General features: G+C 61.8%; 19 protein-coding genes and 5 pseudogenes. 7 read left to right on the plus strand and 17 right to left on the minus strand.

Annotation, left to right across the window (positions count from 1 at the left end; translation table 11 throughout):
• The 3 genes and pseudogenes from FV242_RS23905 to FV242_RS23915 form a co-directional block, all read left to right on the plus strand.
• A partial coding sequence (locus FV242_RS23905; RefSeq protein WP_147940656.1) for an IS256 family transposase occupies window positions 1–695 on the plus strand: 695 nt, incomplete at its 5' end.
• A gap of 42 nt (window positions 696–737) precedes the next feature.
• Window positions 738–1,554 (plus strand): annotated as a pseudogene (locus FV242_RS23910) (IS3 family transposase); the annotation flags it as partial.
• Between the two features lie 277 nt (window positions 1,555–1,831).
• Complete coding sequence (locus tag FV242_RS23915; RefSeq protein ID WP_147940657.1) at window positions 1,832–2,401, plus strand: bifunctional 2-polyprenyl-6-hydroxyphenol methylase/3-demethylubiquinol 3-O-methyltransferase UbiG; 570 nt, start codon at window positions 1,832–1,834, stop codon at window positions 2,399–2,401.
• 191 nt (window positions 2,402–2,592) lie between these two features.
• On the opposite strand, the gene FV242_RS23920 is transcribed toward FV242_RS23915, so the two are convergent.
• On the minus strand, window positions 2,593–3,366 hold the full coding sequence (locus FV242_RS23920) for a hypothetical protein (protein ID WP_147940658.1): 774 nt from the start codon (window positions 3,364–3,366) through the stop codon (window positions 2,593–2,595).
• Between the two features lie 152 nt (window positions 3,367–3,518).
• A complete protein-coding gene (locus FV242_RS23925) occupies window positions 3,519–7,016 on the minus strand; it encodes a glycosyltransferase (RefSeq protein ID WP_187278535.1) in 3,498 nt (1,165 codons plus the stop codon).
• Between the two features lie 685 nt (window positions 7,017–7,701).
• On the opposite strand from FV242_RS23925, the gene FV242_RS23930 reads away from it, so the two are divergent.
• Window positions 7,702–8,589: a CatB-related O-acetyltransferase gene (locus tag FV242_RS23930; protein WP_187278536.1), complete on the plus strand. Its 888-nt coding sequence runs from the start codon at window positions 7,702–7,704 to the stop codon at window positions 8,587–8,589.
• A 371-nt stretch (window positions 8,590–8,960) separates the two neighbouring features.
• Here the strand turns inward: FV242_RS23930 and FV242_RS23935 are convergent, their stop codons facing one another.
• Window positions 8,961–10,010: a hypothetical protein gene (locus FV242_RS23935; protein WP_147940661.1), complete on the minus strand. Its 1,050-nt coding sequence runs from the start codon at window positions 10,008–10,010 to the stop codon at window positions 8,961–8,963.
• Window positions 10,011–10,697: 687 nt separating this feature from the next.
• Between FV242_RS23935 and FV242_RS23940 the strand changes: the two are divergent.
• Window positions 10,698–10,877: pseudogene (locus FV242_RS23940) on the plus strand (integrase core domain-containing protein); the annotation flags it as partial.
• A gap of 82 nt (window positions 10,878–10,959) precedes the next feature.
• On the opposite strand, the gene FV242_RS23945 reads toward FV242_RS23940, so the two are convergent.
• The 13 genes and pseudogenes from FV242_RS23945 to FV242_RS24005 all read right to left on the minus strand — a co-directional run bounded on the left by FV242_RS23945 (window position 10,960) and on the right by FV242_RS24005 (window position 23,634).
• Window positions 10,960–12,417, minus strand: a complete 1,458-nt coding sequence (locus FV242_RS23945) for a pilus assembly protein TadG-related protein (RefSeq protein ID WP_147940662.1) — start codon at window positions 12,415–12,417, stop codon at window positions 10,960–10,962.
• Window positions 12,414–13,046 carry a TadE/TadG family type IV pilus assembly protein gene (locus FV242_RS23950; RefSeq protein ID WP_187278537.1) on the minus strand — a complete coding sequence of 211 codons (633 nt, stop codon included), beginning with the start codon at window positions 13,044–13,046 and terminating at the stop codon, window positions 12,414–12,416. Before FV242_RS23950 ends, FV242_RS23945 begins: the two co-directional genes overlap by 4 nt.
• Entirely contained in the window at window positions 13,036–13,455 is a 420-nt protein-coding gene (locus FV242_RS23955; protein WP_187278538.1) for a TadE/TadG family type IV pilus assembly protein, read from the minus strand. The genes FV242_RS23950 and FV242_RS23955 overlap by 11 nt, the downstream gene beginning before the upstream one ends.
• A 73-nt stretch (window positions 13,456–13,528) precedes the next feature.
• Window positions 13,529–14,425 carry a type II secretion system F family protein gene (locus FV242_RS23960; RefSeq protein WP_147940665.1) on the minus strand — a complete coding sequence of 299 codons (897 nt, stop codon included), beginning with the start codon at window positions 14,423–14,425 and terminating at the stop codon, window positions 13,529–13,531.
• Window positions 14,426–14,468: 43 nt separating this feature from the next.
• Window positions 14,469–15,392 (minus strand): type II secretion system F family protein, encoded by a 924-nt coding sequence (locus tag FV242_RS23965; RefSeq protein ID WP_187278539.1) that lies wholly within the window; start codon window positions 15,390–15,392, stop codon window positions 14,469–14,471.
• Between the two features lie 78 nt (window positions 15,393–15,470).
• Complete coding sequence (locus tag FV242_RS23970; protein WP_246692849.1) at window positions 15,471–16,910, minus strand: CpaF family protein; 1,440 nt, start codon at window positions 16,908–16,910, stop codon at window positions 15,471–15,473.
• Window positions 16,907–18,076 carry a hypothetical protein gene (locus tag FV242_RS23975; protein ID WP_147940667.1) on the minus strand — a complete coding sequence of 390 codons (1,170 nt, stop codon included), beginning with the start codon at window positions 18,074–18,076 and terminating at the stop codon, window positions 16,907–16,909. The genes FV242_RS23970 and FV242_RS23975 overlap by 4 nt, the downstream gene beginning before the upstream one ends.
• A gap of 35 nt (window positions 18,077–18,111) precedes the next feature.
• The gene (gene cpaB / locus FV242_RS23980) at window positions 18,112–19,083 is read right to left on the minus strand and encodes a Flp pilus assembly protein CpaB (protein ID WP_147940668.1); all 972 of its coding nucleotides are present in this window, start codon (window positions 19,081–19,083) and stop codon (window positions 18,112–18,114) included.
• A complete protein-coding gene (locus tag FV242_RS23985; RefSeq protein ID WP_147940669.1) occupies window positions 19,080–19,271 on the minus strand; it encodes a Flp family type IVb pilin in 192 nt (63 codons plus the stop codon). The genes cpaB and FV242_RS23985 overlap by 4 nt, the downstream gene beginning before the upstream one ends.
• A gap of 496 nt (window positions 19,272–19,767) precedes the next feature.
• Complete coding sequence (locus tag FV242_RS23990; RefSeq protein ID WP_147940670.1) at window positions 19,768–20,691, minus strand: ferritin-like domain-containing protein; 924 nt, start codon at window positions 20,689–20,691, stop codon at window positions 19,768–19,770.
• Window positions 20,692–20,731: 40 nt separating this feature from the next.
• A complete protein-coding gene (locus FV242_RS23995; protein WP_246692850.1) occupies window positions 20,732–21,661 on the minus strand; it encodes a ferritin-like domain-containing protein in 930 nt (309 codons plus the stop codon).
• A gap of 431 nt (window positions 21,662–22,092) precedes the next feature.
• Window positions 22,093–22,841 (minus strand): annotated as a pseudogene (locus FV242_RS24000) (IS5/IS1182 family transposase); the annotation flags it as partial.
• 295 nt (window positions 22,842–23,136) lie between these two features.
• The gene (locus tag FV242_RS24005) at window positions 23,137–23,634 is read right to left on the minus strand and encodes a tetratricopeptide repeat protein (RefSeq protein ID WP_187278540.1); all 498 of its coding nucleotides are present in this window, start codon (window positions 23,632–23,634) and stop codon (window positions 23,137–23,139) included.
• 1,127 nt (window positions 23,635–24,761) lie between these two features.
• On the opposite strand from FV242_RS24005, the gene FV242_RS24010 reads away from it, so the two are divergent.
• Both FV242_RS24010 and FV242_RS24015 read left to right on the plus strand, forming a co-directional pair.
• Entirely contained in the window at window positions 24,762–25,244 is a 483-nt protein-coding gene (locus FV242_RS24010; RefSeq protein WP_147940672.1) for a hypothetical protein, read from the plus strand.
• Between the two features lie 90 nt (window positions 25,245–25,334).
• A pseudogene (locus FV242_RS24015) lies at window positions 25,335–25,631 on the plus strand (IS5 family transposase); the annotation flags it as partial.
• Here FV242_RS24015 and FV242_RS24020 read toward each other — a convergent pair.
• A pseudogene (locus FV242_RS24020) lies at window positions 25,583–25,775 on the minus strand (hypothetical protein); the annotation flags it as partial. The pseudogenes FV242_RS24015 and FV242_RS24020 overlap by 49 nt on opposite strands.

Raw genomic sequence — 25,775 nt, forward strand, 5'->3', positions numbered from 1 at the left:
AGGGTGTGGTCCGGAACAAGGCGGTCCATATCGCGCTCGGCGTGCGCGCCGACGGATCCAAGGAGATCCTCGGCCTGTGGCTGGAGCAGAACGAAGGCGCCAAGTTCTGGTTGCGGGTCATGAACGAGCTCAGGAACCGCGGCGTCGAGGACGTGCTCCTGGCCGTGGTCGATGGCCTGAAGGGCTTCCCCGATGCGATCCGGGCGGTGTTCCCCGAGGCGCTGGTCCAGACCTGCATCGTCCACCTCCTGCGCCACAGCCTCGACTTCGTCTCCTACAAGGACCGCAAGCTCGTGGCGGGGGCGCTGAAGGAGATCTACCGTGCGCTCGATGCCGCCGCCGGCGAGACGGCCTTGGCTGCCTTCGAGGCGGGCGAGTGGGGCCGGAAGTACCCGGCCATCGCTCAGAGTTGGCGACGGGCCTGGGGCGAGGTGATCCCGTTCTACGGCTTCCCCGGCGAGGTTCGTCGGATCCTGTACACCACGAACGCCATCGAGGCCCTGAACGCCACGCTGCGCCGGGCTGTGCGCGCCCGGGGCCACTTCCCGACCGACGAGGCCGCGCTGAAGCTGCTCTACCTGGTCTTGAACCGCTCCGAGAAGGCGTGGAAGATGGGCCCACGTGAGTGGGTCATGGCCAAGGCGCAGTTCGCCGTCATCTTCGGCGAGCGCTTCACCCGGGCCATGGCGGCCTGATGTTCAACCCGCCGCTCACACACGGAATTTCCGATAGTCCCCGGCCGGTCGAGCATCCGCTACCGCTCGACCAAGCCCCATCAAGCACCGCTGCGGATGCGCATCTGCGATCTGGCCAAGAGCCGCGGGCGCTACGGCTACTTTCGGATCTACATCCTGCTGCGCCGGGAGGGCTGGCGGGTTAACCATAAGAGGGTCTCCCGCCTCTCCAGGGATGAGGGCCTTAGCCTGCGACTCAAGCGGCCGCGCCGGCACGTGCCCCCCGGCACACCATAAGCGTGGGCCCGCCGCACTGCAGCCGAACGAGCGTTGCTCGAAGGACGTCGTCCCCGCCGCGCTGTTCGACGGCCGCCGGCTGCGGGCCCTGACGGTCGTCGATGCGTTCACGCGCGAGGCTCTGGCGATTGAGGTCGACCAGGGCATCAAAGGCGAGCAGGTCGTGGCTGTCGTCGACCGCTTGGCGCTGCTGAGCGGAGCACCGTGCGCGATTCGGGTCGATAACGGGCCTGAGTTCGTCTCGAAAGCACTCGACCGCTGGACCTACGAGAACGGCGTCACGTTGGACTTCTCGCGGCCTGGCAAGCCGACCGACAACGCGCTGGTCGAGTCGTTCAGCGGGCGCCTGCGCGGCGCGTGCCTGAACGCGAACTGGTTCTTGTCGTCGGCCGACGCGAGGAGCAAGATCGAGACGTGGCGGCGGCACTACAACGAGGGCCGTCCTCACACAGCCCTGGGGTGGCGAGCGCCCCAGGAATTCGCCCTAACGGAAGTGCATCGGGGCGCCAAGTGGGACCCGGAGGCTCACATTTCGGCCGGACTAAAATCCGGGGGACCCTCAACAGCCCGAGAACTTGCATAGGCCGTGGACCACAAACCGGGTCAACTCCAGACCGACGATGCACTAATGTCGAACCTAGATCACCGAATTGGGGCAGGTTTTTAACATGGCAAATCTGATCAACTTCTAAGCTCGTGCCCCATCTGCGCAGACGGCTGTAGACGTATTCCGTGATCGTTGGGCATGTGACCTGGGTCCATTGCTCGGCGTGGACGGGACCGGCCCTAACTCATTGTTCACACAAGATCCTCGCCCCCAACTCGCGGCGACGGCACTGGGACGAAACGAGTATCGCGGTATGCACATCCTGGAGATCGGCCCTGTGGAGGCTGCGCACACGTACATGCTGGAGCAGATGGGGGCCGAAAGCATTACCTGTGTGGAGGCGAGCGCCGAGGCGTGGCTGAAATGCCTCGTCGTGAAAGAGTTGCTGGCTCTTAATCGATCGCGATTCCTCCTTGGTAACATCGTGGCCTTTCTACACGAGAACCGCAGGCGTTTCGATCTCGTCTACTGCTCGGGGGTGCTCTACCACATGGTCGATCCCGTCGAACTAATTGAAGCCATCGCAAAGACAGCGGACGCATGTTTTGTCTGGACTCACGTCTATAACTCGGAGCGCCACCCTGTAACGTTCGCTGCGGAACGGGTTACGCGCCTAGGGATTGAGGTCAATTACTGGTCGCATCGATATGGATCTAAAGCTGAAAAACACTGGTGCGGTATCGATGCGACGGCCGCGTGGCTGACGTCAGAGGACATGTTGCGGGCGTTTGCGGCTGCTGGGCTGTCAAATATAAACCTCATTGAAAATCAGCCAGGCCACCCGAACGGGCCGGCCGTCCTGTTCACGTCTCGCAGGCCGTAGTCGGTTCTACCGCGATGTCAGCCATTTCTCGCGCTTGGCCTCAGATCGCCGTGAGGTGATCGGCATCAGAGCTCCAACCACGTCGAGCAGCACCATGCCATCAGCTGTAATGACGCGGGCGCGACAATGCAGTAGCCTCGCAACCGGCCCGGTCCAAGGAACCGGTCAGGTCAATTTCTAATCACGCTATGCTACAAAGATTTAAAAAATTCCTTTTGGAGGAATTGCATAACAATATCGTTTTTTACTGATACATTGTATGTGATGCTGCAAGATAACTCGTTCAATAAGCCGGCGAATTGATTGATGCGGCCGTGGGCGAGCACGTGCGTGTTAGCATTCACCACGAACAGTTCGATGCCAGGGACCTCGGCCAATCGAAGCATGTGCAGGTAGTCCCCCCACCAGTGAGCGTGAGCTGGGTTGTCGAGCTCGCCGGCGGCGATCACAACCGCGCGCATCGCTTCTGGGTCAAGCTGCGCTCCTAGCCGGTCTCGTAGATCAATCAGGTCATCAGGGGTCTTCAGGGCGCGAACGCCGACGAAGCGGATTCGGTCCTTTAGCCGTCCGTCCGAGAAAGTTTGCGGCGCGCACGCTACCACTGTCGAGCCGCCTAGCCATACGGACGCAGCCAGCGCCGCATAGGCACCGGATGACTGCCCGAACAGCAGCGCGCGCGCCGTGCCGGTTTCTGGGACGATGACCATACGGCACAGTTCATCCAAGGCAGGCAGGAGCGTCGATCCTTGATACCACCAGCTGAGGGTATCCTGGATATAGATCACCGGGCAGCGCAGTTCGCGTGCGGCCGCTAGCATGAAAAAGCGTTCGAGGTTTCCAGCGAAGATCGTCGCCACACATGCATGCTCACCCGGGGGGCGAAAGACCACGCAGCCGACCTCCTCTGAGCGCTCATTTAACTCGGAGATCAGAGCACGGAGTTCTTCGGGCTTGAGATCGGCCAAGCAGAGGTCGCGGCGTTCGACGTGAACCGGCGGCACGGAGGGAGGGACCGGAGGTATCACCGGTGATGCCGGTTCGAAACGGCGTGGCAGGTGGCGCCGGACGGCAGCAAGGGCGAGCCGTACGAGCGACGCGCCGCGGATGGTGCCTTCGCTCAAAGCCACGACCTCGCTGCATCGGCCGCAAGATCTTCCTCCATCAAATCGACCATCCGCGTTAGCGGCTCATCCCAGTCATCGATACGGGCTGCGCGCCCGACCGCCTCCGGGTCCCAACGCTCGAACGCCGCTCCGACCAGTTCGCATAGTTCCGGCGTCGAGTTTGCCACCGGCACACCGAATTCGCGGTGGGCTGGGATATCGGAGGCGACGACATCGAGCCCCATGGCCAGCGCTTGACCGACGCCGAGGTCGTATCCCTCCCAACGCGACAGGCCCACGTAGAGATCGCTCGCGGCGTAGAGTTCGGCCATCTCGGTGTCGCTGACGTTCGGGAACACGGTGAGCCCGGCGGCCCGTACGAAAGCTATGTCCTCCTCGTCGCCGCGACCAGCCAGCGTGAACACGGCGTTCCGGCCCGCGGCCGGGGCGACGTAAGGGAACTCCGCGGCGAGCGAAGCGTACGCGTCGACTCCCTTGTAGCGCCGTTCGCCCCGGTGGAACCGACACACGTCGAGCACGACGAAGCGCCCCTCGAAGCCAAACCGTTGCCGCAAGCTCGCCCGCCGGCCGGCCCACTCGGCCGACCAAGTCGCGAGATGGCTGTTGCCATTCCTCAGGACGACCGCATCGCGCCGATACTGCTGCGCACGGATCGCATTGGAGATGCAGAAGACGCGGTGCGCGACGGGGGCGCAGAACCGCTTCTCCCAGTCGATATTCTCGCGGGCAACGCGGTCGTCGAACATTTCCGGGGGCGGCTCGCCATGATCGTAGGCGTAGAACAGCGGCCTGTGCCCCAGGTAACGCGTGACCGAGAAGAACGGCGGGGTGTGTGCGATCACGCAGTCGAAGCCCTCGGCGACGGCGAAGGCCGCGGCGTCGGCGGCGGTCTCGAGCCTGACCCGCTGGCAACTCGGGTACAGCCGATCTCCCTTGGCGACCGGGCCGCCGACAGCGACATTCCAACCACGCGCGAGCAACCGCTCGACCTGCAGCGCAACCACGCGGCCAACGCCGTGGCCTAGCCCATGTCCGACCGACAGGATAAGTGCGCGCCGGCGTGCGGGGGATCTTCGCCAGGGTCGCACCACCCGCGGGGAGGCAGCGAGTTCACCCGGTTTTTGCAGGGACATATTTGGGTTGTACGCCGGGTCGTCGCGGAAATAACGGGCGAAGCGCTCGCGCGCGTAGATCGCCTCCCGACGGTTGCGGGCTAGCTTCTCCGGCGTGTCGTCGTACCCGCGCGATTTCGACTCGTGATGGTAGAGAAGCGGCCGGGCAAGGTAGAGGTTGCGATACCCGGCTTCATGCGCCCGCATGCACAACGCGACGTCGTTGAAGGCTACCGCCAGAGCCTCGTCGAACCCGCCGATCTCCTCAAACACCGTGCGTCGGACGGCGAGGCAGGCACCGGTCACCGCGGTCAGTTCGCGTGTGATATCCCGTCGACGCGCGTCAATCGCTGGTACGCCTTGAAGGTGATGGCCAGCAACACCCTGAAGGCCCAACAGCACGCCCCCGTGCTGGACAGTGTCATCCGGGTAGAGAAGTTGGGCCCCAACGACGCCGATCTCCGAGCGCACGGCGGGGGCGATCAGCGCGGCGAGCCAATCCCGCGCGATTACCGTCATGTCGTTGTTGAGGAAGACCAGCACCTCGCCGCCAGCGACCGCCGCCCCGTCGTTGCAGATTTTGGCGAAGTTGAACGGGCCGGGCGAGGACACGACCATGCAGCGCGGGTGCTCGGCGAGCTGTCGGAGGTAGGTGAGGCTGTCGGGCTCGCGCGAGCCGTTGTCGACCACCAGAACGCGAAAGCGATCGGGTGGATAATCCGTGTGGACGAGGAGGCTGTCGATGCAGGCCTTCAATATCTCGCAGCGGTCGCGCGTCGGGATGACGATGACCACCTGCGGCAGTTCGCCGGCCAGTGTTGGCGCTTCCACCTGATCATCGGCTAGGACAGGCGCGATCGCCCCGACATCTCGAGCGTCCTCATCCGCGTCCACCCGGGCGGGCAGCGAATACAGCGGCAGCGGCACGCGCTTTACCCGAACCGGATCCAAGCCCAAAAGGAGTGCGGCGAACGCGGCGCTCGGGTCGCCCCGGGCGGCCATCGTAAGGGCCGCGGCGATCCGATCCCGACCGGCAGAATCGATACGGACGGCGATGACTGGGCCGGCGTAGGGCTGCCGCGCCATGAAGTCAGGGGACATCTCCGGCTTGAACACAGGTCTCGTGCGCTGACCTGAAATCGATTCGTGATCATGATCGCTGTAGGCCGCGGCGGCGCGCTCGCGCATCAATACGTTGGCGAGCACGTAGACCGCATGCGGCCGGAGCCGCGCCTGACCGCTCGACAGGACGAGGATCGCATCATCCGGCAAGTCATCGATGGCGCGGTCCGGGGTGTTGGACCCGCCCTGAAGCGCGACGATCCGAATTTCAGGGGCGATGCCAATCTGTGCCGTAAGCGACATACGAAGGCCGTCGGTATCGCCGGCACCGTCCGGCAGAACGTGGAGGCACACGAGGAGGGGGAACGATGACGCTGCTGCATCGGCATCGATCCTCTCTCTATCGGACGCGGTGAGCTCGTCGTAACGCTCTATCCACCGGGTGTACGCATCGGGGCCCTTCGGAGTGGCTCCTGCCGCTCGACCAACGCGCAGGTAGTGCTCCAATGGCGACAATCCGGAAGCGAAGACGCCTGGGTTCTGCTCGGCGTAGAACACCGACTGGAAGCCCGGACCCGGGTCTCTCCCCTCCGCCGCTCCGAACCTGACGACGTGGTCGAAGGGTTCGATGCCGCTCCGTCGGATGTCTGGGTTGTGTGCGAGGTACCAACTCTCGTTGAACAGCCCGCTACCCCGAAGCAGCTCGCGAAACTGTTGATCCTGTGTGAGCGTTTGACCCGTACGCCCCGCCGCCTCGCCCGCGTTGAGGTAGTGTTCAAACGGGCTTGTCACGGAAAAATCGACGCTTCCGGCGCGTTCGATGTAGGCGGTGGTGTTGAAGTCTGGTCCCGGATCACGGCGCTCCCACGCTCCATCAGCAACGAAGTGTTCGAGCGGATCTCGCCCGCTGCGCCGGACATCCTGGTTGTGGGCAAGGTACCAATCGGCGTCGAAGAGGCCGCTTGCACACACGCGTGCGGCGAACGAAGCCGTGTCAACGGCGGGCGCGTCCGACTCCGTAGCGGCGGTGCTCGCGTGTTGACCAAACCGCAAACAATACTCGAACGGCGACAGACCCGTTTCGTCGATGCCCGAGTGCTGCTTGACGTAATGAGCCGTGTCAAAATCAGGTCCCGGGTCCCGGCCCTCCCTTGCCCCATCCCGCAAGAAATGGTCTAGCGGGTCGCGTCCTAAGCTCCTGACGTCGTGATTCCTATCCAAGTACCAGGACGGATCAAACATACCACTCTGCTGCACGAGACCTCGAAAATCTTCAATGTCAAGGGCATCTATCGGTTGAAATAAAATTTTTTTCATGCGCTGCATTTCATAACTAGATTGCTAGTAGACGATGGTTTGCGCGGCAAAAATAGCTTGCTGGGTGCAGACAGTAATCGATCCCTGATCAGGGTCTGCGACACGCGGATCATCATGCCGGAGCTGGGCGATAACGTCATTCACAGCAGTTTTGCGGCGTACAAAGTGGCACGCGTGAGTGGAGCCATCCAGGCCGTTGGAGCTTGATCCAATATCTAGCGGCTTACCGTTCGGGGGCCAAATCCATTAGCCGGCTCCTACCGAGGTCAACGGGTGGTCGCCCATCACTGTAGCACGCACTGATGCCTCGGACACCCCTCAGCTGCTCAGCGGAGCCTCAGATCGGACGAGCCCGGCTCCCACGGTACCTCGCGCCGGTTTACTCGATCATGCTCTCATCAAGTTGCCCAAATCGAAGCCGACTACTTTGCCGAAAGTGTGGACTGTCCTATTGAGCGGTAAAGCAGCCAAGCTATCGGCCCGAGCGCGATATTGCCACGCTCGGGCCGATAGCTTGGTGTTTAACGCGATTGAAGTGCTGGCACGCCGTATGAAGAGCATCGCATCCAATAGATGGGGGCCGTGTCGGAGCTGTTCACGCTCAGCATCACGCGGTCGGCTCGGAGAGATGCGGCGAACGCCTATTCTGCATAGGGGCGTGGTTCCAATCAGCGGGAGCGCAGAGATGACGAAAATTAGTGGTTTGAAGGTAATTAATGGTAAGCTCGACGAGTCTCAAGTAGATGCGATCTCAAGATCGGGATTGTTTAACTCCGTTTGGTACAAGGAAAAATATCTTAGTTCCGACTTATCGAGCAGTGAGTGCTTCGAACACTTCATATTTTTTGGAATACAGAATAACTACAGCCCAGGTCCGGAATTCGATGTAAAATATTACCTCAGCTCAAATCCGGATTTGAAAAAAGGAGAATTATGCCCGCTCCTTCATTATATAGCATTCGGAAAATCAGAGGGTCGATTTGCCAACGAGGGTGAGGAATGGCGAGACGGACTTGTATTGACCAAAGACGCGCTCGAAAATTTGGCCGACAGGTATGGGCACGAATTCGGTGACCACTCATATGGTAAGCCTCGGATCATTGGCAGCCAATTTGCCAAACTATCCATCGGAAAATTTTGCTCTATTGGGCAGGACGTTGATATAGTTCTTGCTAATCATCGAATGAATCTGGTTTCGACATACCCCTTCAACATGTTTTCGGCGCGCTGGCCAACCGCGTCAGGATCGCGACCGGATCACGTCGCTCGAGGAAATGTCGTAATCGGCAACGATGTGTGGATCGGTGCCAAAGCTGTTATTTTGACAGGTGTGCAAATCGCTGATGGCGCCGTAGTGGGCGCCGCCAGCGTCGTGCGCACTGATGTCCCACCATACGCCATCGTAGCGGGCGCGCCTGCAAAGATTGTGGGATTTCGCTTTCCTGCAGAGATAGTCGAGCAGTTGCTGCGGATCCGATGGTGGGATTGGCCGGATCGGAGGTTGGCGGACATGTTGCCATTGATGCTGCAGGATAACATTCAAACGTTCATCAATTTATGTGGTGAGGGCTGATTTTCATGCATGTATTCTACGATGTCGTGCAGTCTGACGTTTTGAATTGGTTTGTCGCTGATCTGTGGCTCCGTAAAGGACGTCGACGTGAGGGCGCTGCGTGACGAACTGCCGCGCTGGTCTGTGTTGCTGGGGCTGGGTGTCGACGAAGCCATCCGACACTCGAGCCCGCAGAGCCCCGCTACGAGGGCGCCGGAGGGCGCGGCCAGCAGCGACCGCACTTTGAGCTAATCAGCGGCGAGGTCCCCCAAACGATCTGCTACGTGGTATCCCGCGCGGTCTGACTCGAAGTGAAGTCATCTTGAGGCCCGGACGGGCGAACCATGCAAATTCATCGCCGATCCAGCCCATCGAATCGCGTGACCAAATTCTTAGAAGTCGGAGAGCGGAGCGCGCTTCCAGTGGTTGGTCGCGACGCAGCGGTACTCGTAGTTGGCGTCCCAGGCGTGCTGGCCGACCGCGCAGGACGCTGAACTTCGAGCGGGTGTAGCCGGAGCCGCCTCGGTGATCGAGCCGGTTGTCGTATAGCCGGTCGGACCAAATTTGTTCTGTTGGCCGCCGCCAAAATCCAAAATCGTGGAATTTGCGTCGAACAAGATTGAGCCGCCCTCGGATGAGGTTCTGGAGCTTACCGATCCGCCCATCCCGTTCGCGCCAAATCGAATGGTATTGCCCGCGGCGAGCTTGACGGCAGCGTCCGTGAACGGTTTCTGGACCCCCGAGAGGTCAAGGCCCGCCTGCAACGAGAGCGTCGTCGGCAACGCGTTGATTAGCGTGCCGCCAGATCGGATTCCGTACCCTGCGTCAATCGCGGCCTGCGGATCCTTGCCGTTGTAGCCAAACTGGATGCCTGTTTGGAAGCCTCTCGCCCCCGTTTGCCGCGAGAAAAGTAAGGCCGCGTCGATGCTTGTGCCCTCCCCCGTAGACGTCGTCACGTCGACAATTTGAACGCCGACTTTTGCTGCAACGTCGCGACGAACATCTACGTTTACCTCCTGGCCGATGGCTTGGCTGCCGGGACCAGCGATTGCATCAACGCGAGCATAGGGGTTCCAACCATATGCGGTGCCACTGCCAGCAACTATACGCCCGGCCGCCAATCCGCCCACGATCTGATCCCCGACCTGTCCAACGCTCGAATCGGCCTCGATATGGACGGCCTCACGATTGCCATTGCCGCCGAGCCGGTTGACGACGAAGACGTGACTGGGGCCGAATACGCCCGGCCCGGGGCTCGTGCTCTCATTCATGTAGGAGTAGATTGGGTTTAGGCCCTTTGCATCGACGAGGGGGCCGACCTGAAGCTTGGAGACAATGAACGGGCCGTTTACAGCGTCGCCCGGCTGAGGCGGTCGCTCTGCGGTTGACCGCGCGAGTGTCAGGATCGACTTTTCAGGTTGCTTTACAATCCAGTCTAACACCGCCGCGGTTGATCGCAGCCGCGAGGCAGGAAATTGGCTCGCTGTGTCGAAAGTTGCTAGGTCACTCAGTATGCCGGCAGAATCGAGCGCAGCTATGACGCGGGTTCTGTTGCAACGCGCTCTTTCGCTACTTTCGAAACTGCTCCTGTGGTCGCCGGCGACTGTCAGGGAGAAGCTAGGGAACGCGGAGCATGTGGTCTCTGCCTGTGCGAGCTCGGCAGCTCCACTCGTGAGTAGGGCTAGGTTGCTGAGAAGTATACTCTTGACCCACCGTGCCATCTGAGGATTACCCTTACCATGACTTTTATAGAAGCGGCTGCAATCAGCGCATCGAGCGCGCACCTTGGTTCCTCTGGAAGGTAAGTCAGGATACTTCCCATTCCAAACTTTGCGGGGTTGCCGTTGGCGGACGTTACCGGAGTTGTTGACATCTCTGGAGCTGCGCGCTGCACGGTCCCATCATGGTACCGCCCGTGCATCGCTTTGCCGACGTAGCTTAGTCTCGCCTATCGCGTCCGCCAGCGACAACGACGAGTCGCAAGCTTGGACAGCATCAAATTTCTTGCATGGCGCCGCTCGGCTTTTCAGGCCGTTTGTCATCCATGCGTCCGAAGTTGTTCGCCGTGCGACCCCATTTTCGATCCGTCGACGTTTTAGAAGCGCACTCGATAATCAGCCCTGCCAGCGGCCCGGATTATCATCGAGGCGTGGCGGGCGGACTACAACACCTCCCGCCCTCACACGGGCCTCAGCGGGCTCACCCCAAACGCGTTTGCAACCCGGTCCCAACAAGACCAACCAGAACGGATTCCGGTTATGAACCGGGGCAAACAGGGGGTAAGGTCAAGCCGCAAGTGCTCGAGCTGAGCTGTTTCAGATGGTCGCAAGGCGGTTGCCGATGCAGTCCGACGTTGACACAAGTCGGCGTAACAGCTTGGCCGCCACGCTCTCAGTCCGTGCGAATGAGTTGTACGACGTGACGCAGCTTGCCGTCATCATGAGAGGGCGTCAGCATCCCAACATACTCCACGAGGACGGCTCCGAGATCAGCCGGTTCAGTTAAGAACACCTTGGCTACCCAACGCGACAGCGTGGCCGCCCGAGCCGACCCGGGAAAGGCGTCGCAATCGGTGACGGAGAGATACAGGATACGCCGGCGTGCCTGCGTGGCTGGACGGGAGCCGGCGTAGCAGAAGGGTGCAGCACGCTCCCGAACTGGGCTCGTCGGCGGACCGCCTGTCGGCATCGTCGCGGTAGCGGCGTAGCCGCGGGTATCCACCGGCGTGTCCTCGTGGTTCGCATCGAGACCGAGTTCGCGTCGATAAAGCCCCCAGCGGGTCGACGACTCGCGCAAGCGTGACTGAAACTCCGGCGACTTATCCCCGTGGTTCCAGAATATGTACTCGTCCAATGCGTTGCGTGCGCCGAGACCTGTGAGCGCCGGCGCGGTGTGCCAATCGCCGAAACCTTTGTCCCAAGGACCGGTCAGGACAGGGCCCTGAAAAGCCGGATCGCGCGGCAGCGTGAAGGGCGGTGCGGTGCTGTATCCGTTCAGGGGCGAGACGCAACTCTGGTAAGAGCGGCCCTGGATCACGTTTGGGGCGGGCGGAAAGACCGCTAGATCTGGAGCGACCGGTCCGGCGCGGCCGCGGTAGCGGTCGAACCGGACATTCACCGCGTCGTCGAAGTCGGTCGACGCGAGCGTGGTGCGGAGTCGGACGCCATCCGCGTAGCAGAAGGCCGGCGAGTCATCTGCCAGATCCCGTAGACTTTGGCGACCGCCTGCGAGTTCCGGCCGGTCGAGCAGCGCGATCGAACCCGCCGCTCGGTTACCGTCCATACGGAGCAAGAACTGACGCCCGGGTCGCGCGCCGGCTGCGAATGCGCGAGGATCGGGATGACATAGCAGTGCAGGTGTCACATCGCAGGCATAATACTGTGACTCCGCGATTGCGCGTCGGCGGACCGGGCGCGGCCGTGCTCCGACCAAGGCCAGCAGGCTCCCGGTCAGCGACGCCTCGGCCGTAGTCACTTCCACGTAGGTTGCAGCCGCGCCGGCCGAGTCCGGAAGACCGGCGCCCGGACGTGCGAGATCGCGCAACTCAGCGGTGAAGCGAAAGGTGAGGCGGTCGCCCCCGGCCTCGGCGAAACGGGGGCGGTTGCCGAGCGAACGCGCCGCGCCGCGGGCGGCCGCGATCGCACCATCCGAGCGATCGAGACGCGCGGCGGCCGCCAGTGCCGCGGCGTCCGCGAAAGCCGCGCTCTGGCTGTCAAGCCCGAGCAGCCGACCGGCGTCGAGAACGAGACCGGCGAGCGCTAGAAGTGCCGGAATTGCGATCGCGTAGAACACGAGGACGAAACCGTCCTCCTCCCGGGCGAGCCGTCGTCCTATCTTGAGCGCGCTCACTGTGAGGTCAAGTCTTCGCTAGGCAGCGTGGCCGAGGCGCGCAGGGGAAGTGCGGCGCCGAGCAGGCCGCCCAGGAACACTGGGCTGTACTCATAACCTACCAGGCGCAGCGTCACGTCGACCGGCACGGGCACGGGCCGGCCGACGTAGCCGAGACCGTTCGTCCTGTAAGTCACTTCGACGTTGCGGGTGCTGATACCTGGTAGGATGGCGCGCATGGCCGCCAAGATGGGACCGGCTCGGCTTGGGGCTGGACTGAACCGGCAAGCATCACCACGGCACGAGCATGGCCCGGCGAGGGTGCAGGTCACGGCAAAACTCGGACATGGACCATGGTCGGCCGGCGCGCAACGCAGGCCCGGTGGAAGACCGTTCCAGTAGGTCTCGCTCTCGGCCCGATCAAGCCCGGGGCCGGACGCGATCGCGTCGCTCACGATCGCTTTACGCAGACCAAGTTGCACCGCCTTTGCGGCGAGCTCCGCGTTCCAGAGGTAGAGGCTGATGTCGGCGGCACCTAGAATGAGCAGGAGGAGCACTGGCAGGATAAGCGCAGCCTCGATCAAGGCCGCGCCACTCTCGTCGAGTAGGATCTCGTTAGTCCGTCCAGGCGGCGCGAACTCATTCGACAATGCGGCTCTCCCGGTGCGTCGCGGTGAGGTGTACGCTCGGAGCGAGGCCGACCCAACCGAGCAAATCGACCGAAACGTCGGCTTCTGCGCGCATCGCGATGACGCCAAGGTCGGTGTCGGGAACAGGGTAGACGCGGAGCCTCGCCGCGGCCAGTTGGGTATTCTCAAGGATGCGTTCGCGAGCGATCGTTATGGCGTAGGCGGCATCGGCCGAACAGACTGGACGACAATAGGGATCGGCCACACGGGCGAGGTACCGGGCTCCTCCATGCACGCCGTCCTCCAACGCTGCATCGATGAGGAGAATTCGTCCGAGTTCAAACGCGCCGCCGAGAAGCGCCAGCAAGATCGGAAGGACGAGCACGAACTCGAGGATCGCCGCGCCGTCCTCGCAGGCGCCGAGCGCCATCGGCCCGCGAGCAGCATCGGTTACAGGTCTGCCAAAATCTTTGGCTCGCGGGCCACCAATCACCCGAGGCATTTCATGGCCCGACGACGTGCGCGATGCGCATCACGGCGGGCGCGAGCACTACGATCAACACCACCGGAAAGATCAGCAGACCCAGCGGCAGCGTTAGCTTTGGCGGCAGCGCAGCAGCTCGCTCCTCGGCCATCGCCATTCGCCGGTCGCGCATCTCGTCGGAGAACACGGTGAGCGCCTGGGTCAGATCGGTGCCGAGCTCGAGGGTTTGTTGGAGGAGACCGGCGAAAGCGCCAGCCTCACGTATCGAGAGCCGGTCAGCGAGGGCGCGGAGGGCGTCGCCAGTGCTTTTGCCCGCCCGCATCTCGCCAGCCATCAGATCGAGATTGGCGCGAAACTCCGCGTCGCCACGTCGGAGCTCCCCCGTAGCTCGCTGCAGCGCCGCCTCAAGGCTCAAGCCGGCGTTGATGCACACCACTAACATGTCGAGGAAATCCGGGAACGTTAGGCGATAGCGTCCCTCCAGCCAGCGTCGCCGCCGGCTCAACCACGCGCGTGGCAGATAGTAGGCCACGGCGAGGAGCACGCCGGCCAGCGCTGCCTTCTCGGTCAGACCAAAGACCGGCAACGTCGCTGCGCCGATCGCGAGGCCGAAGAGCGGCAAAGCCGCAAGAAGGCTGATGCGGACCAATGAGAACGTTACGACCGCCGACGGGTTAAAATACCCGGCCAGCATCAACTCTACACGCAGGTGGCGTTGCGCCTCCGGGTCGAGGCCGAGGCGAGCGGGATCGAGCGTCGGGCGCTGGCCGTGCGCCGTCTCGAGGGGCGACCCGTCGATCGCCAGGGCACCGAACCTGCGCCGAACGCGGTCGCGGTGCGCGGCGAGGCGCAAGGAGCCGTAGGCCAGAAGGGTGGCCGCGGCGAAGACCAGGAGAGTGACGAAGAAAGCGCTCACGATCGATCCGCGCGCAGACCCAAGGACAGGGATCTCACGGCGGCTAAACCTTGAGGTTCACGAGGCGTAAGATGACGAGATTGCCCAAACCGAGCAGGATGACGGCGACCGCCAAGACTTTGCCGGAGGCTGGACTGGCCCAAAACTCCGCGTAATAAGACGGGCTTAGGAGATTGATCAAACCGAAGAGGGCGATGGGCAGGATGCTGAGCGCGACGCCGCTGAAGCGCCCCTCCGCCGAGAGTGCTCGCACTCGACGGGTCAATCGCTGCCGCTCGCGCAAGGTGCGCGAGAGCCGCGATAGAATTTCGCCGAGATTGCCGCCGGTCTGGTGACCGATGGTGACCGCGGCGACTACGAAGCGCAGCTCGGGGTAGCCAACCCGCTGGTAGAGGTTCTCCAGCGCCTCGGAAACGCTGCGTCCATAGCTCACTTCATCGATCAGGAGCGCGAATTCAGGGCCCGCGGGCGCAGGGGTTTCACGGGCGACCAAAGCCAGTGAGACTTGCAGGGGATGGCCAGCCCGCAGGCTGCGGGTGATGATATCAAGCACATCGGGTAGCGCCTCGCCGAAACGCGCGATACGGCGCGCTCGCGCGATGCGCAGGCCTCCGAGAATGATCAGCCCAGCTGCGATGAGGGCGAGCACCAGCCGGAACCAAGCGTTCTGGGGAGCTGGCAAGATTACGAACGAGATCAACGCCAGCGCCAACCCGATCCCGAGGAGGGTAAGAGGCGAGAGCGTTGTCCCCGACTGTAGGATCTGCCGCGTCAGCCACCGGGTCAGCGGCGAACTTCCCGCTCGAGCGGTGCGTCGCAGAACCGCTTCGGATGCATCGATATCGGCGCCGACAAGCGATCCGAGGCGAGCGCCCGTACGCCTCCGCTGACCGAGCAGGCCCGACAATCCCGCCTGAGCTAAGTGCGCCGCTACCGTCACGAGGACGAACACGGCGAGGTAAGTCATCCAAGGCTCGCTCATGCCTACTCCCGCCGTCTGTGTCGTCCCTCGCCATGCCGACGAGGCTGATAGGCCCAGCGTGCGTCAGAGCGCCGTGCGGGGGTCGAACATCTGCGCGGGCATATCGACACCTTGCGCATTTAACTCGGCTATCAGCTTCGGTCGGATACCGGTGGCACGGAAGCGGCCGATGATGGTGCCGCCTGAATCCACGCCCTCGCGGACAAAATGGAAAATCTCCTGCATCTGTAGGACCTCGCCCTCCATGCCGGTGATCTCGGAAACGGAAGTCACGCGGCGCCGTCCATCCGCCATACGTTGGAGCTGGAGTACGAGTTGGATGCCAGAGGCGATTTGCCCACGAATCGACGCCATCGACATATTGGCCACGGCCATCCCGACCATCTGCTCGATGCGTGATAGCGCGTCGCGGGGAGCGTTAGCGTGGATCGTCGTCATCGAGCCTTCGTGACCCGTGTTCATGGCTTGAAGCATATCGAACGCTTCTTCGCCGCGACACTCACCGAGGATGATCCGGTCCGGCCGCATGCGCAAAGCGTTCTTGAGGAGCTCGCGTTGGCGGATCTCGCCACGACCTTCGACGGAAGGGGGGCGCGTCTCAAGGCGAGCGACGTGGGGCTGCTGCAGCTGCAGCTCGGCTGCATCCTCGATGGTGATCAGGCGCTCGCTCGCTGGGATGAACGATGACAGCGCGTTGAGCATCGTCGTCTTGCCCGAGCCGGTGCCGCCAGACACGAGGAGCGAGACCCGGCCGCGCACCGCCGCCTTCAGAAGCTCGGCCATCGCTGGCCGGAGCGCCCCGAACTCGACCAAGCGGTCCATTGAGATCGGCCGTTTCGAGAATTTCCGGATCGAGACGAGCGGGCCATCCACCGCGACAGGGCGAATCGCGACGTTGACGCGAGAGCCATCGGGGAGGCGCGCATCCACCATCGGCGAGGATTCGTCGACCCGCCGGCCTACCGCAGAGACCATCTTGTTGACGATGCGCAAAAGGTGCGCCTCGTCCTTGAAGCGGACGGGTGTTTGATGGAGCTGGCCGGCGCGTTCGACGTAGACGGACATGTGTGCGTTGATCAGGATGTCCGTAATACTTGGATCCTTCAGCAACGGCTCGATCGGCCCGAGGCCGATCATCTCATCGACGATTTCGGCAGCGAAAGCCTCCAACTCACGCTGATTCAACGTGAGCCGCTCGCGCTGAGCGTAATCTGCGACGTACCGGGCAACTTGCCGGCCGAGATCATCGGGTGAAAGTTTGTCGATCAACGCGAGGTTGAATTCGTCGATGATGCGCCCGTGGAGGCGTACCTTCGCGTCGAGAAGGGCCGCCCCAGGGGCTGGGGTAGGCGGTGGCGCCGGGACGACGCGCGCAGCGACCGGGCGAGAGTTGGTGGGGCTCGGCGCGACGGGTGCAACGGGATCTGCAGCCGTCGGCCGCTCCGCTTCTCGTATTGGCGCTGGACTCCCGACGCGCCAGCGTTCGGATAGAGTGCGGGTCACGCGGCGCTCTCCCGGGAGTCGCCTGCACCGGCCATCGGCCGAACCGCGATCGCCTCTACCCACTCGGCGAGGCGTCGGATATCCCTGCCGATACGGCTATCGGGAGCGGTCACAAGCACCGGCTGACCCGAATCCGCCGCCGCATCCATGCTCGTGACGTCGCGCCGCACCATAAGACTCCGGTGCGTCCCTAGGGCGCGCTCGATCTCGAGACGACGCACGAACCGGCCCATCAGATCTGTGGCGACCCCGTTCACGACTGCGAGGTGGCGGTCTCCCCCGACATCGAGGCTCTCGACGTGCTCGAGCCGCGAACGGAGACACCGCAGGCCCGGCACCGTGGCGATCCCAGTGACCACCACTGCATCGGAGCCCTGAAGCAGGGTGTCGGTCCAACTGAAAGCCGCGTGCGGCAAGTCGAGTAGCACGGCGTCATAGCGGGGGCTGATCGCGTCGATGAAGGTAAAGATCAGATTGGCGGCGATGTCAGCAGCTGTAATTTCGCGAGGAGGGGGTGCAAAGACGTCGAAACGCTCCCCGTAGCGACTCCTGAAGACATCGACCAACTGCTCATCTAAGCGTTCGGGTCTGCCCGCAATTTCGGCGAGATCGAAGCGTGGCTCGATATCGAGGCTGTCGGCGAGGGTACCGCCCTGGAGGTTCAAATCCAAGGCCGCGATACGGGGTGAACTCCGCCGCCCGGCGGGCCGTCGGCTGGCGAGGTGAACGGCGACCTCGGCGAGCAGCGCAGTGTTGCCGACGCCACCCTTGCTGGGCAAGAAGCAGATGATGTGTGCCCCTCGGGCGTCGTGAGCCGGTGTGGCAAAACGTTTGGCGAGTTCCGCCAGCTCGGATCCCGAGCTCCCCCACTGCACCCACTCGCCCGAACCGGTGCGTACCAGTGCTTTGTAGTCGCCTGCCGAGATCGCATCCGCGACGACGACCACGAAAACGTGCTCGGCAAGGTCAGCCGCCAACCGTCCCGCATCTTGTGCCAAACCCGCGCCGGCTACGAGGATCAACACGCGGCCCGTATCGCGGAGGCTCGGTTCAGCTCGCAGCGCGTCGAGCTCTGAGCGCACCGTCGCGGGAAAGCCCAAGTCCGTCGACAGACGCACCAAGCGGGCCACCTCGCTAGGATCGGTGCCAACGATGAAGCAGCGCACGCGCGATTTACTCCCCCGGTTACCGGACTACCGCGTCAGCGCTCGGCGGCGACCGTATACTGCTCGGTCTTGGAGCCGTTACGGATGACATTGACGACCGAGCTCGGCGGAGCGGCTTTGGGCGGGGGGGGAGCCCCGAGGTTCATAGCCGGTCGGCCAAACTCGCCACGCATTCGCGCCTCCATCTCGGCGAGCTGCCGCGCGGCGTGCCGCTCAGCCTCCGCTCGCGCTGCGTCGTCCGCCCTCTTCATATCGTCGATCTGCTTCTTGAGTTCGGCGACACGATCGCGGTCAGCGCTCGCATCCGGGCCGAGATCGCTCACCGACACGCGCTTGGCCACGTCGTCCCCGCTCTCGCCGGACTGGCGCAAAATTAGCGACAGCCGCCCGATACCCTGCGCCAAAACCACCTTCTGCGCCTGCGCCTGCGTGAGTTCCAAGGTGACCGCGCGAGCCACCGTGGGCTTGTCCTGACCCTCGGTGGCGATCTGGTCGACGGCGAGTACCTTGGCATTCTGAAGCAACATGTCGGCGAAAGCTTGATCGCCGCCCGTGGCGTTCTCACCACGGGTGAGAATGATATCGACGCGATCTCCGGGCAGCACGAACCCCGCCACCCCACGAACCTCATCGACACGCACGGCCACGGCCCGCATGCCGTCATCCAGCTGCGTGGACAACGTAGCTCTTTGGTTCGGCGCCGTGATCCGGCTGGCTAGAACCGGTTCATTGCGTCGCAGACTTGCCAAGGTGAGACGTCGACCCTCGCGCACCAAGTCGTCGATGTGAGCAAATGAGCCGTCGAGCGGCTCATTCGCTCGCCAGGGCACCTCGCGCAGATTATCGCGCGTCAAAGGCGATCCGGGCGGGACGGCTATGCGCGCGACCACGATTGTGCGGGAAAGCGCGAGATCAGGTCCGCCCTGCATGAGACCACGCGCCAGGAGGGCCGCGAGCAAGCCGCAGACGAGCGCGGCGAGCAGCGAGATCCTAGGCGCCAGTCTCACGGCTGGTCACATGGCGCAGTCGGAGTGGTGATTTTGCAGCTGATCTTGGCAAACTGCGCGTTGATGCTCGTGCCCGTTGCGGATACCCCGACAATGGCAACCAGCGCAATCAGCGCTACGAGAAGCGCGTACTCCACCATGGCAGCCCCATCCTCGTCCCGGACAAAGCGCTGAAGCAACGTACGCATGAGTACACCTCGACATCGGTTCGCTCGCACCCGTCCGGGCGGCGAACTGGCCTGGTTAAAGATCTCTTAACTGTCGCATTCCGTCAATCGATTTCTACGCTTTCGTTCGAGATTGGCTGAGCTGTGATAAGCAAGCCGCGGCTCATGCTAGAAAGAACGATGCATCATTGGCTAGCTCCATACCGGGCGGCTTGTGTAGAATTCATGAGAAGAGACTTTAAAAGAATGGTCTTGCCACTAATCCCAGTGGGCGAGCGGCTTACTCTGATAAGTACGATAATTTCGGTCGGTGTTGAATGTTCTGCCGCGTAATTCCGAGCTCCCCAGGATTGCATTGTCCGCTATGCATAAATTTATGCAGTATTATATCGAATATATATCGGGCTATAACTTATCCCGAAGTTGATCGCGGCGTGATTGCGTCAAGTTTGCAACACGCCGCGATCGAAGTGTCACGATATAAGCGAGCGCGTATGTATCACCTTTTTATCGTTTCTCAGCGGATATTGCCATTCACTCCGTTCGGGAAAAAGCCGGTCGGCGTCCGGGCGGAGTTGAGATAGGCGATCTGCAGAACCTGCTGAGGCGTACGAGCAAAAGCTAGACCGTTGACGTCTGTCGGCGTGATGTTGATCGTAGCATTGTCGCCGATGCCCTGATCATCGACCTGCGGTCCGTCGACCGCATCGCGGGCCGCTGAAATCTGACCGGCCTGTTGTAAGAAGTTACGGGAATACAGAAAGGTCCGAAGGGCCGCAGCTTGATATGCTTCCGTTGCCAGAAAACCCGACGACGTCGCGAGAAACGTCTTGTTCTGGATCAGCGGTGCAGCTCCAGCGAGCGCAGTCACACAGACATCCTCGAAGATGAAGGCCGCCTGCAGGAAATTGTTCTCGTTGGCATAAGGATCGAAGGTGGCTGTGGGACCCACAAGCCCAGCGGCGCGAGCCGCCAACGTGAATGCGAACGCGAGATCAATGGCTGGGCGAGCGATCGGCGTACCACCCAGGACATTCGTGATTGTTGAACGCAGCGTTTGAACATGCCCACGCTCGTCGCGGGCAAGTTCGTTGGCGAAGTTTCCGATGTATCTCGTTGCGAAGCTTATCTGACGTCCGCCTGAAACGGGACCGAGCGTGCCGGTGCCGGCTACTTCAGCATCGCTGAGGCCCTGGCCAATCGAGGCGCGAAGATAGAATTCCGCGCCAAGATACTCCAAGTTGAGCGCGAAATTCGCTATGTCTAGATCTGTGACGGCTTGCGCGGCCGCTGGGAGCACGCTCTGTCCGAGAATCGCCGCGCCCGCCGCACCGAGGCCGAGAGCCTGGATGAACCCGCGTCTTCCAAGGCTGACGTTTGTCGCCTGATCGATCCGCGGATCTGTTTTATCGTGATCGGCAAAGGAAATGTGCTCGCTCATCGGGAAAGACCTCTGTTCGTGAATGGGTGGAGATTGCGCGTTAGCGTATCGTGCCGTTAAGCCCATTCGGGAAGAAGCCCGTCGGACGTGTGTCTGCGTTCAGATAGACGATATTCAGAACCTGCTGCGGTGTCCGTGCAGGCGTCACTCCCGTAGTCGGGTTGGTAAATACTAGGTTGGCGGTATTTACATCTCCGATGCCTTGATCGATATTTGTGCCTGGATTTAGATTGTTGCGCGCGTTGGCGATTGCCTGGGTCTGTGAGTAGAAGCCGTTTACGTAGAGCTCGGTCCGAATTGCGCCGGCGTGGTATCCCTCGACGGCCAAAATTCGTGCTGCCCCAGAGAGGTTAGCTGGGTCACTAAGCAAAGGACCGCCGCCGAGATATGCGGAGACGCCAACATCCTCGAATATGAACGCGGCAAGTAGGAAATTCATGTCGTTCGCGTAAGCGTCGAACGTATCGTTTGGGCCAACGAGGCCGGCAGCACGGGCGGCAAGGGTGAAGGACAGGTTGATATCGATTGCCGGCCGGGCCACCCGATTCGACCCGAGTGCAGCACGAAGAGTGCGCACATGCGCCAATTCGTCATTGGCTAGTTCCACCGCAATCTTGCGAATATTGGCATCAGAGAACGCAATTTGGCGACCGCCTGATACGGTTCCGGGCGTACCGGTACCATCGACGTCACTGGCTTGCAGCCCCTGACCGAAAGCCGCGCGCTGATAAAACTCTGCTTCGAGATACTCGAGATTGAGAGCGAAGTTGAAGATATCGACATCGTTAACCGCCTGTTGGGCGCCTGCCGGTGTCGCGGCTCCGGCCACCGCCACCCCCATCGCGCCCAGGCCGAGGCTTCGTATGAAGGCACGACGCCCTGCTGCGAGACTAGTATCCGTCACCATTGCGGCGATGGGATCAGGCAATTGGGCCGGCGCTTCACTCAGCTGATCATGCCTCTGAATCATGGACGCTCTCCCTCACGATTTGTTTACCGAAGGTTAAGGATAGATCGGCGTGGCATTTAGGCAAGCGCTTGGCGACGATCCTTCTGGCGTCAAAGACAACATAAGGCAATTTTAGACTATTTTCAGCTCCCTTTTTTGTCGTGAGATCATGTTTTCATCGCACCGCATTAACCCGAATGGCGCGCCGCGCGTGTACCGCTAAGCTACCGATCGCGGATTGGTGGTGCGGCGCATAACAGTCAGAAAATGCTTGTTTTCCCGAGCTCGACTAGCGCGTTCCGCCTCCGGTCACGTGAGTGCATGGCTTCGCCGTCAGCGATGCTAAGGAGCCGGCGTCACAAACGCCTGCGGCATGGGGACGCGTCTTCTGGCTTGTATTTTTCTCGCATGCTTCTCGGGAACTGTTTCTTGATGCTCCGGCGTGCCGGATTAACGAGGATTATCGCGGCCGCGAGCGCGAAGAAGGCGCGTGCAGAGGACGGGATTGCCTCGTAGTCGCGGGCTAGGCTGCAGCAGGGGCTTATCCAACTGGGTGTGCGCTCGATCGCCTACTGCCTGAGCTGAACGGCGAAGCCCTTCTGTCCGGCTTCCAGTTCGACGATCTCGACCACAATGGTTTTGGCCGTACCGATGCGCTCGCCTCTGTAGGCGCGATCTGCAAAGCAGTGGGCCAGCATGGGGAAGGGTCCGCGCGAGACTCGTGATAGGACGATGCCGCCGTGGTTGTCGTGCAGGTCGGCGATGAAGACGCCAGCCTCGAGCAGGCGGCCTTCCATCGGTCAGCGCATGGCGCTTGCGCCCGACGATCCGCCAGGCTGGCTCGTAACCACGCTGGCCTGCCACGCCCACGCCGCGCGAGCGCGTCGCTTGCACATCCCCGACACACGCGGTTGGGCTGGCCTCATGTCCAAACCGCTCCCGGTCAGCCATGGTGGCGGCATGAGCGATGGGCTTGAACAGGCCTACCTGCGACAGCTGCAAGCAACAGCGATGCACCATTCTCGGAGGGGGAACTCCGGTGGTAGGTGCCGGCATGCGCAGCCTGCGCGCAGCACATATACGGAGCCACCGAGGATCGCGCGCACGAGCCAGCGTCACGGCGGCCTGTGCTGGACGGTTCACGCCGCAGCGGCGTGAGCACCACTCATCCAGCGTCGCTCAGGCAGGTTGCATACGGCAGGCTCTCGCATGCACGGCCGGTGCGGGCGACGGGCCGATCGCAGGGTGGCGGGAGTCCACATCGGGGTCCCCAGGTGAGCGTCAGACACTCCCAAACGCTCGCGATGCTCGCCGTTTACCCAATTGCTTAGCTGTCTGACGGACTGGTCATAAAACGTCATCCCACGAGAGGGTCCGGATCTTCGTACGTAAATTGTGTTGGCTGCTTTGAGCGGTGCTGGCGAACGATGCGGGTTGAGATTTGTCGATCGGATCTCAATCCAGGGTCGTGTAGATGGATCGCTGGAAACCAATATTTAAATCGGAACGTCGCGAGTTGGGCGCTCCCCTGAGCGCAAGATACGTAAGTTGTTGCGGGCGACCGGATTGTTCGGCTCGAGCGCGAGAGCTCGCGTAAAGTACTGCTCGGCGCGTCCGCGATCGCCTCGCAGCAGATAGGAGTATCCGTAATTATTGATTATCTCGAACGTCTCGCCGTTAAGGGCTATGGCTCGGCTATAAGCGCGGTCGGCGAGATCGAATCGGCTCAGATTATCGTACGCTGCGGCGAGGCCGAGCCAGGATGGCACATCCGTGGCGTTTTCCTCAACTGCGGTTCGAAAATGACGTTCGGCATTGCCATAGTTGCCAGCCGCAAGATCGGCTCTGCCGAGTCTATTCGCTTCGTTCGACGTCAAGATTCCGGTTGAGAAAGCGGGTGGATCTGCAGCCGTGACCGGATCAGATCCCAGCGTCTGGCAAGCGCTCAGTGCAAGCGTAAGAAACACGGATCCATACGAACCGACACGCTTCACCCTCATCCTCGTCGCTCTGCCTTGTGGATATGTTGTCCCGTGGATCAATGTCGGAAGATCGCCGGATGAGTCGCTCATACCGGTGTGCAGGCGATCGAAGCCATGGTCACGCGGTCGAGGGACCTGCAAGACAAGCACCTCCGCCGACAAACCAGGATCGGGGTGCTGCGGCGGGCTAAACACCGTCATCTAAGCATACGGTCGCGCGTGGAAGCGTCAATCTACCGCAACCGGCCGCAATCTGAGGGTAATCGACGTTACAGATAGACTTCTTCAAAATTTTGAGCTCAACGAGAAAAGCGATGTTCATATGATCTGAATCGCGGAAAAGCATCGGTTTTGTGAATGACGCTGACCCCGAATGCGAATTCGAATCGACACTGCGCGCGGTCGTGTGGGTGCCGCTGCGTATGAACGGATTGCCCGGGCGTACGAATGATGACCGAGGGCGCATCCGACGCTTGAAACTCCTAACATGACAAGAACGAGGCAACTGCCCAGACCCTCCCGAGTACGTAACGTCGTGACCGATACCTGGCCGAGGATGTCATCAGCGGACCACGCATACGCTAACCACGCACTCGCTGCGAGACTGAGGTGAGAAATGGCGGCGACGGCCAACCGGAACCGTACGACGTGCGCGGTGAGCGCGAGGCCAATGAGAATCAGGGAGAGTGACAGGGTACCCGGCCCGATGAACGCGCCGAGTGGTGACGGGACCGCACGACAGCGTTCAAATGGGGCAAAGACGGCGAGGTTAGTGTACCATACGATGCGCGAGGCCGGGAAGGTATCGAGGAGGCGCACAGCTACCTCTGCCAACGCGAAGCTGCTGAACACCAAAATAGAGCCGGACGTCTGTGTGGAAAGGGCGCGGAACATGGCTCATGACAGCACCTTGCCGTTAATAATCAACTCGTGCCATCGACCATGAAGGATCGTTTTGGCACGCCCTTCCATCGCTGAATAAGCGTCTACTCATATCGGTTGAGATCCCGGCTTCGCTCGACGAAAGCGTTTCGGAGCGCGCTCGGTTGAGTTGGGCGTCGATGCCGCGTGGGGGCGCGTCACCGTGCTGACCTAGGACCATTGTCGGCCGCATCCCGCTAGGATGCGGCGTTGAAAACTTGGGTATTCGCGAAGAGATGATACCGATGAAGCCGTGCTATACGAGCTGTCTCATCATTGCTCGTGCCACGAGTACGCTTTTTATATGCTTTTTGCGCGGTCTGCCATTATGGGCGCTTCTGCTGACTGGCTTTACGGGCAAAACTTCCCCCGTACCCTCAGAGCAGTCGGCGCCCTGGTCGTTGCGCCAATTCGAGCTTCTTGATCAGTTCTCGGGAGCTGCCGAGTCAAACGAGAGCAATGCCTATCTCAAGGCAGTTGCCGACACCCTTGAGATTGCAAATACTTTTTTAGCGAGCAATGGAAAGAAACGACTATTTTGTTCCGAAACGGCACTCGACGTGTCGATGCTGCGGGTTGTGGTCCGCGGCCGGATTCTATTCCTGTCGGAATTGGGCCGTGAGGCTCAAGCGGCTAAAGCGCGTAGTGGTGTGGTGGTGGCAATTCTGCAGGCCTTGCGCGAGCGCTTCCCCTGTCGGTAACGCAGGGCCCCGGGAGTCTAGGTCGTGAACCCATAACGGGTGGCACGGTTTGGTCGGGGCGTCGTTGGTTCTCCGAATGGAGGACCGAGGATGGCGCGGTTTGACCTGACGGATGCAGAGTGGGCGGTGATCGAGCCGCTGCTTCCGACGGACGTACGCGGCAAGGATCGGGTGGACGACCGACGGGTGCTGAACGGGATCTTCTGGCGGCTGCGCACGGGTGCGCCGTGGGCCGACATCCCGGCGCGTTACGGGCCCTACACGACCTGCGGCAACCGCTTCCGGCGCTGGCGCAAGCGCGGCATCTGGGACCGACTTCTGGCTGCAGTGTCGAAGGCTTACGAGGGCGATCTGCAGATGATCGACGCCACCAGCGTGCGGGTGTATGGTCCCGGGATGAGGTGTGACGGGTCGATCCTGAAGCGATTGGGTTCTTTCGTCCAGGCGTTCAAGATGAACTCAGTTGGTGTCAGGCCCCGCAGGGTCTTGAGCCTGCGAGCATGATTGTAGGCATCGACGAACAGGTGCAGA

The organism is Methylobacterium sp. WL64 (assembly GCF_008039945.1).
GTDB lineage: Bacteria > Pseudomonadota > Alphaproteobacteria > Rhizobiales > Beijerinckiaceae > Methylobacterium.